This is a genomic window from Pseudomonas sp. DR208, from assembly GCF_019823005.1.
Lineage (GTDB): Bacteria > Pseudomonadota > Gammaproteobacteria > Pseudomonadales > Pseudomonadaceae > Aquipseudomonas > Aquipseudomonas extremorientalis.
The window spans coordinates 4,112,876-4,127,907 of record NZ_CP081944.1; the positions used below are offsets into that span (position 1 = coordinate 4,112,876).

Annotated in this window: 16 protein-coding genes and 1 pseudogene; 3 read left to right on the top strand and 14 right to left on the bottom strand. The window is 61.8% G+C overall.

Translation table 11 applies throughout. The features are described 5' to 3' along the window. Nucleotides 1-187: 187 nt before the first annotated feature. The 8 genes from K5K89_RS18430 to gspG form a co-directional block, all read right to left on the bottom strand. The gene (locus K5K89_RS18430; protein ID WP_071491222.1) at nucleotides 188-1,375 is read right to left on the bottom strand and encodes a substrate-binding domain-containing protein; all 1,188 of its coding nucleotides are present in this window, start codon (nucleotides 1,373-1,375) and stop codon (nucleotides 188-190) included. 324 nt (nucleotides 1,376-1,699) lie between these two features. After that, nucleotides 1,700-2,911, bottom strand: coding sequence for a type II secretion system inner membrane protein GspF (gene gspF, locus K5K89_RS18435; protein ID WP_071491221.1), 1,212 nt, complete (start codon nucleotides 2,909-2,911; stop codon nucleotides 1,700-1,702). Then, nucleotides 2,911-4,329, bottom strand: coding sequence for a type II secretion system ATPase GspE (gene gspE / locus K5K89_RS18440; protein WP_222539989.1), 1,419 nt, complete (start codon nucleotides 4,327-4,329; stop codon nucleotides 2,911-2,913). The genes gspF and gspE overlap by 1 nt, the downstream gene beginning before the upstream one ends. Before the next feature lie 712 nt (nucleotides 4,330-5,041). Further along, complete coding sequence (gspD, locus tag K5K89_RS18445) at nucleotides 5,042-7,312, bottom strand: type II secretion system secretin GspD (protein WP_071491219.1); 2,271 nt, start codon at nucleotides 7,310-7,312, stop codon at nucleotides 5,042-5,044. Beyond that, nucleotides 7,309-7,821 (bottom strand): type II secretion system protein GspM, encoded by a 513-nt coding sequence (gene gspM / locus K5K89_RS18450; protein WP_071491218.1) that lies wholly within the window; start codon nucleotides 7,819-7,821, stop codon nucleotides 7,309-7,311. Before gspM ends, gspD begins: the two co-directional genes overlap by 4 nt. Then, nucleotides 7,814-8,872 (bottom strand): type II secretion system protein GspL, encoded by a 1,059-nt coding sequence (gspL, locus tag K5K89_RS18455; RefSeq protein WP_222539990.1) that lies wholly within the window; start codon nucleotides 8,870-8,872, stop codon nucleotides 7,814-7,816. Before gspL ends, gspM begins: the two co-directional genes overlap by 8 nt. Next, nucleotides 8,869-9,738, bottom strand: a complete 870-nt coding sequence (gene gspK, locus K5K89_RS18460; RefSeq protein WP_222539991.1) for a type II secretion system minor pseudopilin GspK — start codon at nucleotides 9,736-9,738, stop codon at nucleotides 8,869-8,871. The genes gspL and gspK overlap by 4 nt, the downstream gene beginning before the upstream one ends. A gap of 8 nt (nucleotides 9,739-9,746) precedes the next feature. Continuing rightward, nucleotides 9,747-10,196: a type II secretion system major pseudopilin GspG gene (gspG, locus tag K5K89_RS18465; RefSeq protein WP_093126609.1), complete on the bottom strand. Its 450-nt coding sequence runs from the start codon at nucleotides 10,194-10,196 to the stop codon at nucleotides 9,747-9,749. Nucleotides 10,197-10,344: 148 nt separating this feature from the next. Here gspG and gspI point away from each other — a divergent pair, with 148 nt between their 5' ends. Next, entirely contained in the window at nucleotides 10,345-10,710 is a 366-nt protein-coding gene (gspI, locus tag K5K89_RS18470) for a type II secretion system minor pseudopilin GspI (protein WP_058427240.1), read from the top strand. Here the strand turns inward: gspI and K5K89_RS18475 are convergent. Beyond that, nucleotides 10,697-11,128, bottom strand: a complete 432-nt coding sequence (locus tag K5K89_RS18475) for a type II secretion system protein N (RefSeq protein WP_222539992.1) — start codon at nucleotides 11,126-11,128, stop codon at nucleotides 10,697-10,699. The two genes, gspI and K5K89_RS18475, sit on opposite strands and share 14 nt — an antisense overlap. A gap of 93 nt (nucleotides 11,129-11,221) precedes the next feature. Here K5K89_RS18475 and gspH point away from each other — a divergent pair, with 93 nt between their 5' ends. Together gspH and K5K89_RS18485 are read left to right on the top strand one after the other, a co-directional pair. Then, nucleotides 11,222-11,674 carry a type II secretion system minor pseudopilin GspH gene (gene gspH / locus K5K89_RS18480; protein ID WP_222539993.1) on the top strand — a complete coding sequence of 151 codons (453 nt, stop codon included), beginning with the start codon at nucleotides 11,222-11,224 and terminating at the stop codon, nucleotides 11,672-11,674. After that, nucleotides 11,671-12,267, top strand: a complete 597-nt coding sequence (locus K5K89_RS18485) for a type II secretion system protein GspJ (protein ID WP_222539994.1) — start codon at nucleotides 11,671-11,673, stop codon at nucleotides 12,265-12,267. The genes gspH and K5K89_RS18485 overlap by 4 nt, the downstream gene beginning before the upstream one ends. 28 nt (nucleotides 12,268-12,295) lie before the next feature. On the opposite strand, the gene K5K89_RS18490 is transcribed toward K5K89_RS18485, so the two are convergent. From K5K89_RS18490 to K5K89_RS18510, 5 genes and pseudogenes are all read right to left on the bottom strand, one after another. Further along, nucleotides 12,296-12,550, bottom strand: coding sequence for a helix-turn-helix domain-containing protein (locus K5K89_RS18490; protein ID WP_222539995.1), 255 nt, complete (start codon nucleotides 12,548-12,550; stop codon nucleotides 12,296-12,298). 343 nt (nucleotides 12,551-12,893) lie between these two features. Further along, complete coding sequence (locus K5K89_RS18495; protein ID WP_222539996.1) at nucleotides 12,894-13,352, bottom strand: GNAT family N-acetyltransferase; 459 nt, start codon at nucleotides 13,350-13,352, stop codon at nucleotides 12,894-12,896. A 25-nt stretch (nucleotides 13,353-13,377) separates the two neighbouring features. Further along, nucleotides 13,378-13,557 (bottom strand): annotated as a pseudogene (locus tag K5K89_RS18500) (transposase domain-containing protein); the annotation flags it as partial. Nucleotides 13,558-14,056: 499 nt separating this feature from the next. Continuing rightward, entirely contained in the window at nucleotides 14,057-14,362 is a 306-nt protein-coding gene (locus K5K89_RS18505) for a hypothetical protein (protein ID WP_222539997.1), read from the bottom strand. A 53-nt stretch (nucleotides 14,363-14,415) separates the two neighbouring features. After that, entirely contained in the window at nucleotides 14,416-14,778 is a 363-nt protein-coding gene (locus tag K5K89_RS18510) for a hypothetical protein (protein ID WP_071491208.1), read from the bottom strand. Nucleotides 14,779-15,032: the final 254 nt, after the last annotated feature.

Consider the following 15,032-nt stretch of genomic DNA (forward strand, 5'->3'; position numbering starts at 1 on the left):
GTTATTACGCAGGGAGCAGGACAGGCTCACGTATGAGGATTAGGCGGTTGGCGAGGGACACGACTGAACTTCTGTCATGCAAAGTTCACATGACGCTGTCGGCGCGGCGGTGAACAGCACAAACGCAAAAATCAGCAACGGCGCAGGCCGTTGCTGATCAGGTGTTGCGGGTCTTTGAAAGCGTGGGTTACAGCGGACGACCGATGCCGTTGCAGACGTTGGTGTTGCCGATGCTCAGGGCATTGGTGGCGGTCAGGAAGCTGCCGCGAATAGCGATTTTCCAGTTGTTTGGCAGTGGCACGAACGCGTTGGCTTCGATCGCTGCGTCGTTGTTGGCAGACGAACCGTAGTGCTTGGTGAAGAAGTCACGCACTTGGGTGGTCTGGGTGGCATCGGCGTAGCACTGGCTGAAGATCACGTTGGTGAAGCCCAGGATCGGGTAGCCCGACGTTGGGTAAGGCACCACACCCGCGGTGTTGGCTTTGCCGAACACGGGCACCCAAGCGTCAGGGTTGCCACGGTCAGCGACAGCAGGCAACGGCACGGCATTGATGGCAGCGGATACGTTGCTCGCTTTCGGCGATACACCCTGGACCGCCACACCGTTGACCACGTCCTTGCCCACGCGAGCGACTTTAGTTGCGTCATCCAGACCGGCCAGGGTCGGGGCGGCGAAGTCAGGGCTCATGTAGGTGATACCGCCGTCGGTACCGGCCAGGGTGGTCATCACGCCTTGGCTGCCAGTTGCGGAAACCGCGCCGGCAGGCAAGCCACCGGTGTAGCTGGTGCCGAAGGTGGTGGTGACATTGAAGGTGCCGGTTTCAGCGCACTTGGCATTCAGGAAGCGCGTGAACAGTTCGGTGGTGCCACTGCTTTCGCTGCGGTAAACCACTTTGATGGCGCCACTGCGACCCGAACCTGTGATACCGCTCCAGTCGGCGATACGGCCGGAGAACACACCGCACAGCTCGTTGATGCTCAAGTCAACGGCCGCAGTCCCGCTTTTGTTGAACGGGATGGCAACCGAAGTACCCACCGATGGCACTTGGATCAGCTTGCCCCAGGCAGGTTGCTTGGCCGACGCATACGTCGACAGTTCAGTAGCGCTCAGCTTGGAATCGCTGCCCGCCCAGTGCACGTTCAGGTTGGAAACGCCAGCCTTCAACTTGGTGTAGTCGTTGGTCAGGAAAGCTGCCTTGCCATTGCCGCTGCCCACACCGATGTACGGGGCAAAACCTGCGGTCAACACGCCAGACGTCTGGTACAGCGCTTGTGGCAGGGTTGCGCCGCCGCCGTTGATGTCAGCCATTGCAGCCTGGGCCGAGCACAGTGCAGCGAGGGTCATGGATACCGCGAGAACGTTGCGCTTAAACATGAAGAATCTCCTTTCGTCGTGTTTGTACGTTTGGGGTAGAGGGCTCTTGCATGACGCCATGGCTTCGGTCCCGAGCCGTGTTCAGGGGGGTGGCCAGGGGTTAAAACCATGGGACAGAAATTCGCAGTTTCCGATGACGTTTGTAGGAAAAAACCTCGGGAGGAACACCTTGATTTTTAAAAAGATTCTCGGGTGTTCCGGTCATGATTCCGAGCGCTTTGGGCGCAGGTGACAGTCAGGTTTCAGCGCGTATGGCTGGAGGCGACATGAGCTGTCGGAATGTGACGGAACGAGGAACCCGAGGTTGGACGGGAGCAGGTGCGGTCAGGTGACCAGTTGGTTGATCTCGATGATCGGCAACAACACCGCCATGACGATCACCAGCACCACGGCCCCCATCACCACGATCATCAGCGGCTCCAGCAAGGCGGTCATGCCCATGGCACGCCGTTCGATATCCCGCGACAGTGTCTGCGCCGCGCGCTCCAGCATCGGTGGCAGCGAGCCGGTTTTCTCGCCGCTGGCGATCAGGTGGATCAGCACCGGCGGGAAGACCTTTTCCACCGCCAGCGCCGGGGCCAGGTTGACGCCCTCGCGCACCTTGGCGGTGGCATCGCTGACGCACTGGTCGAGCCGGTCGTTGGACAAGGTTTGCCGCGCGGCCTCCAGGGCACGCAGCAACGGCACCCCGGCACCGCCGAGAATCGCCAGGGTCGAGGCGAATCGTGCCGTGTTCAGGCCCAGCACGAAGCGCCCGATCAGCGGCAAACGCAGTACGCGACTGTGCCAATTCAAGCGCGCCACGGAATTGCGCAGGTACAGGCGCCAGCTCCAGAAACCGCCGACGATCCCGGCAAGACACAGCCAGCCCCAGGCGCGGATGAAGTCACTTGCGTTGAGCATCGCCAGGGTCAGCCCCGGCAGGTCCTGGCGGGCCTGGGAGAACGCACTGACCACCTGGGGCACCACGTAGCTCAGCAAGAAAATCACAATGCCGATGGACACCAGCCCCACCACACCGGGGTAGATAAACGCGGTGAGAATCTTGCCACGCAGGTTGTTGCGCTCCTCGATGTAGTCGGCCAAACGCTCCATCACCTGGGCCAGGTCACCGGACTCCTCCCCCGCCGCAATCAGCGCGCGGTAGATCGACGGAAAATCCCGAGGTCGCGCCGCCAACGCATCCGCCAGGCGCATGCCGCCCCGCACATCGGCGCGCACGGCGGCCAGGGTCTGGGCGATATGCTTTTTCTCGGCCTGCTCCACCGTGGCACTCAGCGCAGCTTCCAACGGCAGGCTCGCGCCCAGCAGGCTCGCCAGTTGCCGCGTGGCCCAGGCCAGGTCGTTGTCCGACAGTTTGGCGCTGAACAGGCTGCTGCCCGTCGCGGCCGGCTGATTGCCTTCGATCTGCACCAGCAACGCGGTCAAACCGCGACTGCGCAGGTTGGCAAAGGCTGCGCTCTGGCTGTCGGCCTCCACATGCCCGGCCTCGACTTTGCCGCTGCTATCGGCGGCTTCATAGCGATAGCGATTCATCAGGCGTCCCGTGTCACACGCAGGATTTCTTCGGGGGCGGTGGCACCGCTGCGCACCCAGCGTTCACCGTCTTCACGCATGCTCAACATCCCGGCGCGGCGCGCGGCCAGGCGCAGGTCCTGCTCGTTGGCGCCCTCATGAATCAGGCTGCGTACCGCATCGTCGACACAGAACAACTCATGGATCCCGGTACGTCCGCTGTAGCCGACCTGGTTGCACTGCGCGCAGCCGACCGGGCGCCAGGTGCCGGGCGCGGCGGGGTCTTCCTGCTTGCAGTGCGGGCACAGGCGCCGTACCAGGCGCTGGGCCAACACCCCCAACAGGGACGACGCCAGCAGGAACGGCTCCACCCCCATATCGATCAGGCGGTTGACCGCCGACACCGCATCGTTGGTGTGCAGGGTCGCCAGCACCAGGTGACCGGTGAGCGAAGCCTGCACGGCGATTTGTGCGGTCTCCAGGTCACGGATTTCGCCGATCATGATGATGTCCGGGTCCTGGCGCAGGATCGCACGCAGGGCCAGGCCGAAGGTCATGTCGATCTTGGCGTTGACCTGGATCTGGCTGATACCCGGCAGGTCGTATTCCACCGGGTCCTCCACGGTGAGGATATTGCTGGTGCTCGCATCCAGCCGCGCCAGGGCGGCGTACAGGCTGGTGGTCTTGCCACTGCCGGTGGGTCCGGTGACCAGCACGATGCCGTGGGGCTGGCGGATCAGCGTATCCAGGCGTGCCAGCAGCTGCGGCTCCATGCCCAGGGTTTCCAGCTGCAGGCGCCCGGCTTGTTTGTCCAGCAGGCGCATGACCACCCTTTCGCCATGGCCGGTGGGCACCGTGGACACGCGAATATCGATGGGCCGCCCGGCCACGCGCAGGGCGATACGGCCGTCCTGGGGCAGGCGTTTTTCGGCGATATCGAGTTGGGCCATGATCTTGATCCGCGAGACCAGCGCGCCATGCAATGCCTTGCGTGGCGAGACCACGTCACGCAGGGTGCCGTCGACACGGTAGCGCACCACGGAATGGGTTTCGTAGGGCTCGATATGGATGTCGCTGGCTTCGTCGCGGGCGGCCTGGGTCAGCAAGGCGTTGATCATGCGGATCACCGGGGCGCCGTCCTGGGTGTCCAGCAGGTCAGTGACTTCGGGCATGTCTTGCATCAGGCGGTCGAGGTCGACTTCGTTTTCGGCGGCGCCCACCACGGCGGCGGCGCTGCCGGTGTCGGCGTACGCGCTGGTGAGCAGGCCGTCGAGTTCGTCGTCGCGGACCTGTTCGAGGTGGGCCGGGCCGAATTGGCGGTGGACTTCGCTGATGGACCAGCCGGGGGTTGAGGGGCAGACCGTCAGCAGCATGCCCTGGTCGCTGGGGCGCAGGAGGATGCGTTGGGATTTGGCCCAGGCGTAGGGCAATAGGCTCATTGGGGTTGCCCTTTGGGTGGGTGTACATATCCGTTATTTGGGTAACGGCGGCTTATGGTTCCGCCCTTACGGCGGCTCACTTTTGAAAAGCGCAAAAGTAAGCAAAACGCTCTTGCCCCAACACTCGGCACCTCGCTCAGGCTCGGTGTGCCCGTAATCCGACAGTGATTTGGGGGGCCGCCTAACATCAAAAGCAAACGCGGCGGCCTAGTAGCCGACCGAATCGTTGAAGTAAACGCGTTCCCCTGTAGGAGCCGGGCTTGCCCGCGATGGTTGTTAACGATGACGTGGGAAACCAGAATGCACACGGCGCGCTCACTGGTATTAGGGCTGCTTCGCAGCCCAACGCGGGGCAAGCCCGCTCGCCACAGTAAGGCGGCGACACAGAACAAAAAACGTATCCACGATGCGCAGCGAGTCGCTCTTGCTCTTGATCTTCGGCGCCCCGTAAAACCACGCTGGCCGAACGCAGGCTTGAATCCGTGGGTAACCCGGCAGGACGCCGGGTTAGCCGCACTGGGCCATGGATGGCCCATTGCGGCGGCCCACGGATTCAAGCCGGAGTGAGGGAACACCGAGCCTGGGCGAGGTGCCGAGTGGTGGGGCGAGGACCTTTTGGTTACTTTTGGGTCCTTCCAAAAGTGACCCGCTGTAAGAGCGGAACCATAAGCCGCCGTTACCGAAGGAATGGATATGTACACGGTCAAAACGTTCAAGGCCGGCCCCCAGGAATCGCCTTGTCCACAGAAGGCAACTGCGGCGCCTGCACATCCGGCATCGCCCAACTGTGCTCCGGCTGCAACCCCCCTTGCGCCCTGCGCATAAACTCATACCGATTCAACGTAATACTGCGCCCCGCCCCACTGTCCCGAATAATGTACGGCCGCAAGAACACCATCAGGTTGGTCTTGTTCACACTGCGCTTCTCATTGCGAAACAACGCCCCCAACCCCGGAATATCCGACAACCACGGCACCGCGTCATTGCTCTGGCTATACCCATCCTGCAGCAACCCGCCGAGCACCATGATCTGCCCGTCATCCAGCAAAATACTGGTATCGATCGCCCGCTTGTTGGTCACCGTACCCGCCTCCACCGACGCCCGCGCATCCACGGTGCTGACCTCCTGATAGATATCCAGCTTCACGGTGCCGCCTTCGGAAATCTGCGGCCGCACGTTCAACTTGAGCCCCACCTCTTCACGCTGCACGGTCTGGAACGGGTTATTGCTGGTGCCCCCGCCGCCGGTCACATAACTGCCGGTGACAAACGGAATGGTCTGGCCCACGAAAATACTCGCCGCTTCGTTATCCAGGGTCAGCAGGTTGGGCGTGGACAATATGTTGGTGCCGCCCTTGCTCTTCAGCGCACGGGCCAACACCTTGAGGTCGAGCACCTTGCCGATGCCGGGAATATCAACCGTGCCGTTGACCACCCCCACATTCAGCCCCTTGGGCAGCACATCAATACTGGTAGGGCTATTGGGCTTACCATTCACGCCGCTACCGCCGAGGTTCACGCCACCAAACCCGCCCTTGCCCCCCAGGTTGCCAGCCTGCCACTGCACGCCAAACTCGGTGGCATCGTCCTCGCCGACTTCCACGATCAGGCTTTCGATCACCACCTGGGCACGGCGCTGGTCGAGCATGTCGATGACTTCGCGCAGGTTGCGGTACAACGGGTCCGGCGCGGAGATCAGCAGGGTGTTGGTGGTGGCGTCGGCCTGGATCGTCACGCCGCCGGCACTGAACGCGGTGTCCTGGTCCTTGGGGGTGCCGTTGGTGCCGGTGGTCGAGCCGGTGACCTGGCCATAACCCGACTGCACGCCGCTGCCGGTGGGCGTGCCGCTGCTGTTTTGCGCATTGCTCGCGCCTTGGGCGGTGTTCTTGCCATTGCCGCCCATGGCGCTGAGCTTGCCCCGGGCATCGTCGCTCACGCCGGAATCGCTCTCGCCGGTGAGCAAGCCGCGCAGTGACTGGGCCAACTTGCCCGCCTGGGCGTTGCGCAGGTACACCACGTGCATATTGCTGGGGTTGCTCTGGGCGTTGTCGAGTTTATAGATGAGGTTGCGCGCCAGTTCCGTCCGCTCCGGGCTGCCGGAGCGGATGATGATCGAGTTGGAGCGCGGGTCGCCGACCACGTTGATTTTCTGGGTCTGGTCGGCGCCCTGGGTGTCCAGCAGCTCGGAGACCATGGCGGCGATGTCCACGGCGATGCCGTTCTGCACCATCACCACATCGGTGTCGATGGCACTGGGGGTGTCGATACCGTTGATGATCTGCGCCACCCGCGCCAGGTTTTCCGCGTAGTCGGTGATCACGATGCTGTTGTTGCCGGGGTAGGCATTGATCGGGTTGTTCGGCGACACGATGGGGCGCAGCACCGGGATCAGGTTGACGGCGTTTTCGTATTGCAGACGGAAGGTGCGGGTCTGCATGCCACTGCTGCCGGCGCTGTAGATCGGCCCGCCGAGCAGCTTGGCATCGGCCTCGGGCACCACCTGGGCGACGCCGCCCACATCGACCACGCTGAAGCCCTGCATGCGCAGCGCCGCCAACAGCATGTCGTAGGCCTGATGCGCCGGCACCTGGCCTTCGCTGACCAGGGTGAGGTTGCCCTTCACACGCGGGTCGACCAGGAATTGTTGGCCGGTGGCGCGGGAGAGTGCGCGCACCACGGCCTGGATGTCGGCGTCGACAAAGTTGAGCTGCACCGGTTGGTCACCCAGCGGGTTGCGGGCCTTGACGGTTGCCGGGGCATGGCCGCGAGCACTGTTGGTGACGCGGTGCTGTACCGGCGCTTTGGGGGCGGGTTGGCTCTGGCGGTCGAGAACGGTCTCGCCACTGCGACGGGTGTCCGCCAGGGGCTGGCCGAGTTCGCTGTCCACCAGCAGCGGCTTGGACGCGTCCTGGTTGCTGCACGCACTCAGGGCCAGCACCAGCAACGGCGCGACCATACGGAAAGGGGGGACTGACCACTTCATGAAGCTTCCTTAGCGCCAAGCGCCTGATCCATGCGAACGGTCCCGGACACAGTGCCGGCCGAGTTGTCGACGGTATCGAGCACGCGCTGCAAATGCGCCTCGGACACCTCCAGGGAAAACGAACGGGCATTGCCCAGCAGCCAGCCCACCACCGCATCGGCCGGGGCGTTGTCCAAGGTCAGGCGCCACCCAGCGGGTTCGAGCGCCTGCAACTGGTAATGCCCCTGCAGACCGGCACTGTCCAGGGCCTGGCGCAACGCGGCTTCGTCGCCCGGCCTGGGCGCGGCGACGTCCTGCAACAACACCTGCAAGGCCTCGGCCTGGGCGCGCAGCTTGGGGGTTTCGGCCTGCCAGTAATCGATCTTCTTCAACGCGGGTTGCACCAGCACCAGCCAGGTCAACAAGCTGGCCAGGACCAGGCCGGCGCCACCGAGCATGCGCTTTTCGCGCAGGGCCAGGCCGCTCCAGAACACCCGGGCCTGGCTGCGCAGTCGCTGCACTTTATTCATCGCCGGCTCCGGCTTTTTCTGCGGGTGGCACGGGAGCAATGGTCCAGGCCTGGCCCTCGCGGCTGGCGGTGAAACCGGCCTGGGCCAACGCCGCCTGCCATTCACCTTCGGCGGTCGGGTGACGACTGTCGGCGAGCAGCTCGACACGCAAGCGCCCCTGTTCAAACGTCAGGTTGTCGACACTGCCGACCATGAACGGCAGGTTGCTGCCCACCAATTGCAGCAGGCCGGGGAAGCGTTGGCCCGGGTCGGCGGCCGCGCCGGTCTGGCGTGCGGCCAATTGCTGGCGGGCCTGTTGCAAGGGGTTGAGCACCACCGGCAACGCCGGAAACGCCTGGCGCACCTGCTGGCTCATCAGCGCCTTGAGTCGCTGGCCTTGCTCCACCTGGCGCGCGGCGTACAGGTTGAGGCCCAGGGTCCAGATGGCCGTGGCCAGCACCACACAGGCCAATGCCCTGCCCCACCCGCCGGTCGAGGGCTGTGTGAGGCGACCGTGCAACCCCCACATGGGCAGCGGCCCACTCCAACGCTGCGCCGCTGCCACCAATGGCAGGTCCAGCGCCTGCAAACCCAACGGGTGCACCGTGCCTTGTTGCAGGCTGTCACGGGTCAGCAGGTAGCCGTCATCCAACGCAGCGGCGCCCACCGGCAACGCATAGGGTGCCGGGTACAGGCCGCGCAGCTTGAGCGGCAACTGCGCCAACCGCTCCAGCCCGGCCTTGGGCAACCAGGCCACCTGCACGCGCCCATCGCTTTCACGCGGGCCGTGGGCGACCTGCATCTGTTCAACCGGGCCGAGGATCAACGCTTGTGCGGCACAGGCCACGGCGGCGGCGGTCTTCGCCGCCGGCAATGGCGGCAGTTCCAGGCTGGTCAGCAGGCTGTCCCGCGGATGCAGGAAACAGTCCGCTGCCTGGCGTGACTGGCCCAACTGCGCCAGGCTGGCGTCGCCCTCTTCAATGACCACGCCACGCTCCACCCAGGCAAACCGGACCTGGCTCTGCGCACTCAATTGATCCAGCGGCGGCAGGCCAATGCGCAAGCGTTTCATACGCCCACCCGCGCCCAGATCACCCGGGGCTGCCGGTCTTCGGGGCGGTGCAACAAGGCGTCGAGGCTGACCCGCCGCTGCTCGCGCCGCGCCTGGCCCCGCACGCGGAACCACTCGCTGGTGATGCCCACCTGCACCGAATCCACCGCCACTTGCGGCAAGTGCAGGCGGTTGACGAAATCACCCCGGTTGATAAACCACTGCCCGCTGTCACGCTCAGCCACCAATCCATGGGCCTGGGACAGGCTGAGCTGGGGCACCACCGCACTGAGCACTTCGGCGCTGGCGGTGTTGCCGTTGACCCAGGTCGGGCCGGGCAGCACGCTGATATAGGCCTGCATGCGCTGCAACACCAGGGGATCAAGGCCTTCGATCCCGCTCAGCTCATCCAGGCTGCGCAGCATCGGGTATTTGGCGGGCGGTTCATAAGAGGCAATCACCCGCTGACTGATGCGCCGACTCACCGCCGGGTCGACACCGATCAGGCGGCACAGCCGTTCAAAACTCTGCAATTGCTCGGTGTCCACCTGCTGGCGGTTGACCAGGTTGCGCAGGTTGAACTTGCCCTGTTCGTCCTCGATCCGCCCCTCGTAGGCCCCCCCGTGGGCACGCGCCCAGGGTTGGTCGAGACGGGTCAGCACGTCCTTCTGGCGGGCGTCCCAGAGCATCTGCCGGCTGCGCTCCAGGCCGCCCTGCAACAACCATTGGCCCTGGATGCGCAACTGCTCGGCTTCGAGGCTGCGGGTAAATACGGTCTGGCGAGTGAGCATGGCGCCGGCCAATACCGCCACCACTGCTGCGATCAGCAAGGCGCTGATAATCGCCATGCCGCGCTGCTTCGCCACTGGGGGCGAATACCGTTTCATGGCGGGCCTTAGAGTTGCCAGGAGCCGATATCGGCATTCACGCCATCGCCATCCGGTTGGCCGTCGGCGCCGAGGGAGAACACATCCACCTCACCATTGGCGCCCGGGTTGAGGTAGTGATACGGGTGGCCCCAGGGGTCGTTGGGCAGGCGATCCAGGTAGGCGCGCCAGTTGCTGTTCTTGGCGTCGGCCGGGCGTTCCACCAACACCTTGAGGCCCTGGTTCATGCTCGGGTAAGTGCCGTGGTCGAGGCGATAGAGTTTCAGCGCCTGCATCAACCCGCCGATGTCCTGCCTGGCCGCCGTGGCCCGCGCCTGGTCCGGCCGGTCAAGCACCTTGGGCACCACCATTGCGGCGAGGATACCGAGGATGACCACCACCACCATAATCTCGATCAAGGTGAAGCCACGCTGCCTGTGAGGGCCTGGCAATGGGGACGTTAGGCGCGCGATATCCATCTCGACATTCCTTGGCTTGAGTGCAATTCGTGGCGCAGTGTTGCAAGAACACATGTCAGTCGTATTGAAATTCCTCGGGAGTTTCAGTCGCCAATCGGTCAACTCCCGGCGCTAGTCTGCGGGCCTGTTTCCCGGCTTTGAGAGCGCCATGTACGGCCGTCGCAAGGAGCAAGGTTTCACCCTGATCGAAGTGCTGGTGGCGCTGGCGATCATCGCCGTGGCCATGGCCGCCGCCGTGCGCGTGGCCGGGTTGATGACCCAGAGCAACGGCCTGCTGCGAGACAAATCCATCGCGTTGCTGGCGGCGCAGAGTCGCCTCGCCGAACTGCGCCTGGAAGGCCACCTGCGCAGCGGCAAGAAGACCTTCACCTGCGATCAAGGCCGCCTGAAACTGCGCTGCGAACAAACCATCAACGCCGACGGCCGCCTGTTCCAGGTCAACCTGCAAGTGCTCGACGCCAGCCGCGAAGCGCCGCCCCTGGCACGGCTGGACACCCAGGTCATGGCCGAGTGAGCAGCGGCAACGCAGGCCCCGGCGGCAACTTGTCGAGGTTGACACGCTGCTTCTCGCCGCCGCGCTCGATCTCCACCCCATCGCCTTCAATGGCCGTCAGCCGCACACCGGGGCTGAGGCGTTCACCCAACAGAAAGCTGCGTGGCGGGCCGTCATTCAGACTGAGGATCGCCACCGCCCCCCGTGCCCCCGCCAGTACGCCGGTGACTTTGACCTGCAACGCCGTCGGCGCATTGGAAAACCATTGCAGCGCCGGGTTATCGCTGCGCGCCGCCAGTGCCTGGGGCGTGGCTTGCGGCGTGTGGGATTCTGCCGTGGTCAGCAGCAGCGGCGTCCATACCGCCACGCCCGCCAGCGCGGCCAGCACACCCAGGGCCTGCACCCCGTGGGCCAGGGTGAAACGAGGGGCAAATGTCATGGGGAGGACCTCCTGTTTGTCCGTCGCACCAGCCTACAGGTCAATTCGCACGCTTTTATTTCACACACTCCCCAGTTCTCCAGGTAGCCCGCGATGAAACAGCAAGGCTTCACCCTGATCGAGCTGATGGTGGTGCTGGTGATCATCGGCATCGCCAGCGCCGCCATCAGCCTCACCATCAAGCCCGATCCTCTGCACCTGTTGCGCAAAGACGCCGAACGCCTGAGCCAACTGCTGCAAGTCGCCCAGGCCGAAGCCCACGCCGACGGCCGACCCATCACCTGGCGCGCGGATGCCAAGGGGTTTCGCTTCAACCGCCAGCGGGACGACGGCCAGGGCCTCGATACCTTTGAAAACGACGACCCGTTGCGCCCACGCCTGTGGGAAAGCACGCCGATGCAGATCAGTCTCGAGCCCCGGCAAACCCTGGTGCTCAACGCTGAATGGATCAACCCACCGCTGCGCGTGGTGCTGTCCGACGGCCAACACAGCCTCAGCCTGCAACGCGACGCCGCCGGTTTGATGCGCGTGATCAGCCAACCATGAAGCCGGCACAGCAAGGCTTCACCCTGATCGAAGTGATGGTGGCGATCATGCTCATGGCGGTGGTCAGCCTGATCGCCTGGCGCGGGCTGGACAGCGTCACCCGCGCCGATCAGCATTTGCAGGCAAGCACCGAACAGACCGAAGTGTTGCTGCGCGCGCTGAACCAGATGCAACGGGATATCAGCCTGCGTGCCAGCGTCGAACTGACGCCCCCTGAAGCCACACAAACGGAGGGATTGGCCGCCGTGACCGTGCGCAGCTCCGACAGCAAGGGCTTTCGCCTCGACGTGATCCGCAGCGCCCCAGCAGCCGGCGATGGCCTGCAACGGGTACGTTGGTGGCTCAAGGGCGACGCACTCTACCGCGCCGCCGCCCCCGCACGGGACCGCTACTCCCTGCCGGCGGCAAAGGACGGCGTGGTGGTACTGACTGGCGTCAGTGACCTGCAGGTACGCGTATGGGAAGCGGACAAAGGCTGGCGGCAACTGAGCGGCAATCGCCGCGAAGACCCGCTGGGGCTGGAGATCAGCCTGGTGCGGCAGACACCGCAGGGGGTGGAAAAATACCGGCAGGTGGTGGGACCCTTGAAATAGAGGCGGCCCTTTGACCGCCCCACCACTGTCATCGTCCGCGCTCGCCGGTCTCGAGCCACACTTTGCTGACGCTCAAGGTTGTCGCCAGTTTCTCCACACGATCCACCGGCAGCCCGCGTGAAAACCAATTGTTGAGGCACTGCGGGCTGACGTGCATCCATTCGGCAAAGGCCGTGGGCGGGATGCCGTAGGTGTTGAGCACCAGACGCAGGCGATGGCCGGAATGAAGGGTCGGGGGTTGTAGTGGGGTGTGGCGCCGGGGGGATTTTTTCCGGGTATGCATGAGGGGGCGGCTCCCTGCCGTGGTGGATTGCTCCGTGAACTATAAAACAGCGCAGGCATGAAACAGCAGGTGTCTGGGAGGGCTGGAAAAGCATAAAACGAAATGACCTACATATTACAGGGAACAATTCCTACGACTCGATAGGAAGCTGAACGCCGGTCACGGCTGATCGACGTTCGGGTTGAACTGACTTGACCACGCATTACAACAATCGGCGTTGCACCGCTTCTTCCAGGGTACTGCGGGTCAAGGCATGCACCACGTCCTGCGTGTTCTTCTGGAAAGGAATGGCGACGATCGATCGCGGGTAACACACCTTGCTTAGGTTTTTGCTGTCATTGCCTCAAGGCTGAGTATGACTAGCGTTATGCTCGTCGAGATCAAATCTTTTCTGCATAAAAAACCGATTGTATCCAGTGACCGGGTAATCTTTGAGTTCTCCAAATATGCTGAAGCCGAGCCGGCGGTAAAAGTCCGGAGCCTGAAAAGAGAATGTGTCCAGCCAGATACCTTGGCAGCCTTTCTCACGCGCCAGCGCTTCCACCTTGTTCATCAACTTTGCGCCCAACCCTTGCCCTCGGGCTACTTCAGGGACTACCAGCAACTCAACAAATAACCACTGCCCAGAAATTTTTGCGTATAGCCCACCTTGCGTCGCCCCCGCGTCATCCTTGATCAAGAACGCAAATTTTTCAGTTCCGATGAGCCCCGTTTGTGCTTGGTTGTATTCGCGCAGCGGTGCCAAAATCGCTTGGTAATCGACCTCTTGAGGCGTCTCATTTATCTCAATCCGTAAGTCCACAGCTTTCTCCTTGAGTGGTTTTTGATTAAACAGGCGCCCAACGATGTGGTAACAAGTTGGTGGCGTCCCCTGTCCGCTGCGTGGGCAGACGAGTCAAAACGTCCTTCATTTAAGCATACGGCTCATGTCCGTTCATTTGCGCAGACTGGATCAAAGTCATAATCGCTGCCGCCCGCTTTCCGCTGTGTAGCGATCCGGCAAACAACCTCTTTTACCTTCTTATACCTTTTGCCCCAACTAAAGTTTAAAGAGAATAGAAAAATCCGGACCGAGCTCATTTCTCAAGTGTTCAGCTAATCGCTCTCCCTCTCGCTTGAATTCGCGCTCTAACTCCTCACTCTCGAACCCAGAGTTTGGCGGGTAATCAGCATTCAGGGTTTCATCGTATATAGCGGCCCACTTTGATAGACGCAGCTGAAGCTCTTCAGAGATAGGAAGCTCGCAGGGAGCTATGTCCCCATACTCATCGGGGGACATATTCCAAAGCGGATGACACTGATAATCCGCCATCAACTTTATATTTTTCATTTAACGCTGCCCCTTGGATTTGCACCGACGACAAAGCCGTTGTCGCCAACAGTCACAGCAATTCGATGCGGCTGCCCATTAACAGTTAACTCATAAATTGGGCGCCCAGCTCCAGAGCCTTGATAACCAACGAGCTGGATCCCTCAGGGTCTGACCCCGTTTTCCAAAGTCAAAAATCACTCTTTTCGACGATAAACGACCCTCGCAGCTTCCGACAAACTAGGTATATCTTCGTTGCCTACAAAAACTTCCGACCTGCATTTTAAATCCGCCCCCTGGTAAGCAGTATATTGACATATGATATCTTCCACCTCACCAACATCATCCTCTATATTTTCTTCAAGATAAAATCTTATTACCCAAACATCACCCTCACAATACAAAACTACCATCCTGAAGTTTGGAGTAACTGCCCACAACATCGCTTGAACAAGCATTAAGACTTGGAAATTCCAAGCTTTCAATTCGGCTTCTGCATTCATTTTTGAGTCCAATTAGGATCCCTCAGGGTCAGACCCCGTTTACCTTTATAAAATTAAGTATTCCCTAGATAAACGACCCCATCCGAGAACTCCATAAGCCAAGGCTCAGTTGATGACGAACAAAATGCATTCAAGACGCGGCCGTCAGATAATTTAAAAAATGGATCGATTGGCTGAGCATCGATAAGCCAACCTACCTCAACAATGGATAAGCCTAACAGCTCAGAAACATGGTCAAGCACATCGTCATCCCAACAAGCGAACAGCAACTCCCCCCCCTTAGACACACGCCACGCACTCTCGGTCTGAAAGCTCCAACCCGCAGAAAAAAGCATCAAAATATCGCCATCCCAAAATACTCTTTCAATTTTCATAGGCAACAAAAGGGCCACAGCTTGCAAGAATGTATTCGTCATTTAGTCCACCTGCTCAATATGCGTACGCTCTCTAATCCACTGCTTCCGTTCAGCCTTCGATAAACCCTGCGGGGCTGCGACGGCTTTCCAGTAGTAGGATCGACAGGTCCACCATTAGCGTTCTCGAATGAGGCGCGCTGGGGGCTTCGACCATCCGCCTGCATCACCCGAACTCGCGAACCATCAGGCAAGATGTATTGAGTTCCGAAAAAAGGGAACGAATTTATTTAGGCTTGGCGCTGCTCGGCAAGCAC

Bases quoted from the DNA above. Each gene is read 5' to 3' on its own strand.
- K5K89_RS18505 (WP_222539997.1), bottom strand. From the start codon at position 14,362: ATGAATGCAGAAGCCGAATTGAAAGCTTGGAATTTCCAAGTCTTAATG.
- gspI (WP_058427240.1), top strand. From the start codon at position 10,345: ATGTACGGCCGTCGCAAGGAGCAAGGTTTCACCCTGATCGAAGTGCTG.
- gspL (WP_222539990.1), bottom strand. From the start codon at position 8,872: ATGAAACGCTTGCGCATTGGCCTGCCGCCGCTGGATCAATTGAGTGCG.
- gspG (WP_093126609.1), bottom strand. From the start codon at position 10,196: ATGGATATCGCGCGCCTAACGTCCCCATTGCCAGGCCCTCACAGGCAG.
- K5K89_RS18510 (WP_071491208.1), bottom strand. From the start codon at position 14,778: ATGACGAATACATTCTTGCAAGCTGTGGCCCTTTTGTTGCCTATGAAA.
- gspE (WP_222539989.1), bottom strand. From the start codon at position 4,329: ATGAGCCTATTGCCCTACGCCTGGGCCAAATCCCAACGCATCCTCCTG.
- K5K89_RS18475 (WP_222539992.1), bottom strand. From the start codon at position 11,128: ATGACATTTGCCCCTCGTTTCACCCTGGCCCACGGGGTGCAGGCCCTG.
- K5K89_RS18430 (WP_071491222.1), bottom strand. From the start codon at position 1,375: ATGTTTAAGCGCAACGTTCTCGCGGTATCCATGACCCTCGCTGCACTG.
- K5K89_RS18485 (WP_222539994.1), top strand. From the start codon at position 11,671: ATGAAGCCGGCACAGCAAGGCTTCACCCTGATCGAAGTGATGGTGGCG.
- gspK (WP_222539991.1), bottom strand. From the start codon at position 9,738: ATGAAACGGTATTCGCCCCCAGTGGCGAAGCAGCGCGGCATGGCGATT.
- gspF (WP_071491221.1), bottom strand. From the start codon at position 2,911: ATGAATCGCTATCGCTATGAAGCCGCCGATAGCAGCGGCAAAGTCGAG.
- gspH (WP_222539993.1), top strand. From the start codon at position 11,222: ATGAAACAGCAAGGCTTCACCCTGATCGAGCTGATGGTGGTGCTGGTG.
- gspD (WP_071491219.1), bottom strand. From the start codon at position 7,312: ATGAAGTGGTCAGTCCCCCCTTTCCGTATGGTCGCGCCGTTGCTGGTG.
- gspM (WP_071491218.1), bottom strand. From the start codon at position 7,821: ATGAATAAAGTGCAGCGACTGCGCAGCCAGGCCCGGGTGTTCTGGAGC.
- K5K89_RS18490 (WP_222539995.1), bottom strand. From the start codon at position 12,550: ATGCATACCCGGAAAAAATCCCCCCGGCGCCACACCCCACTACAACCC.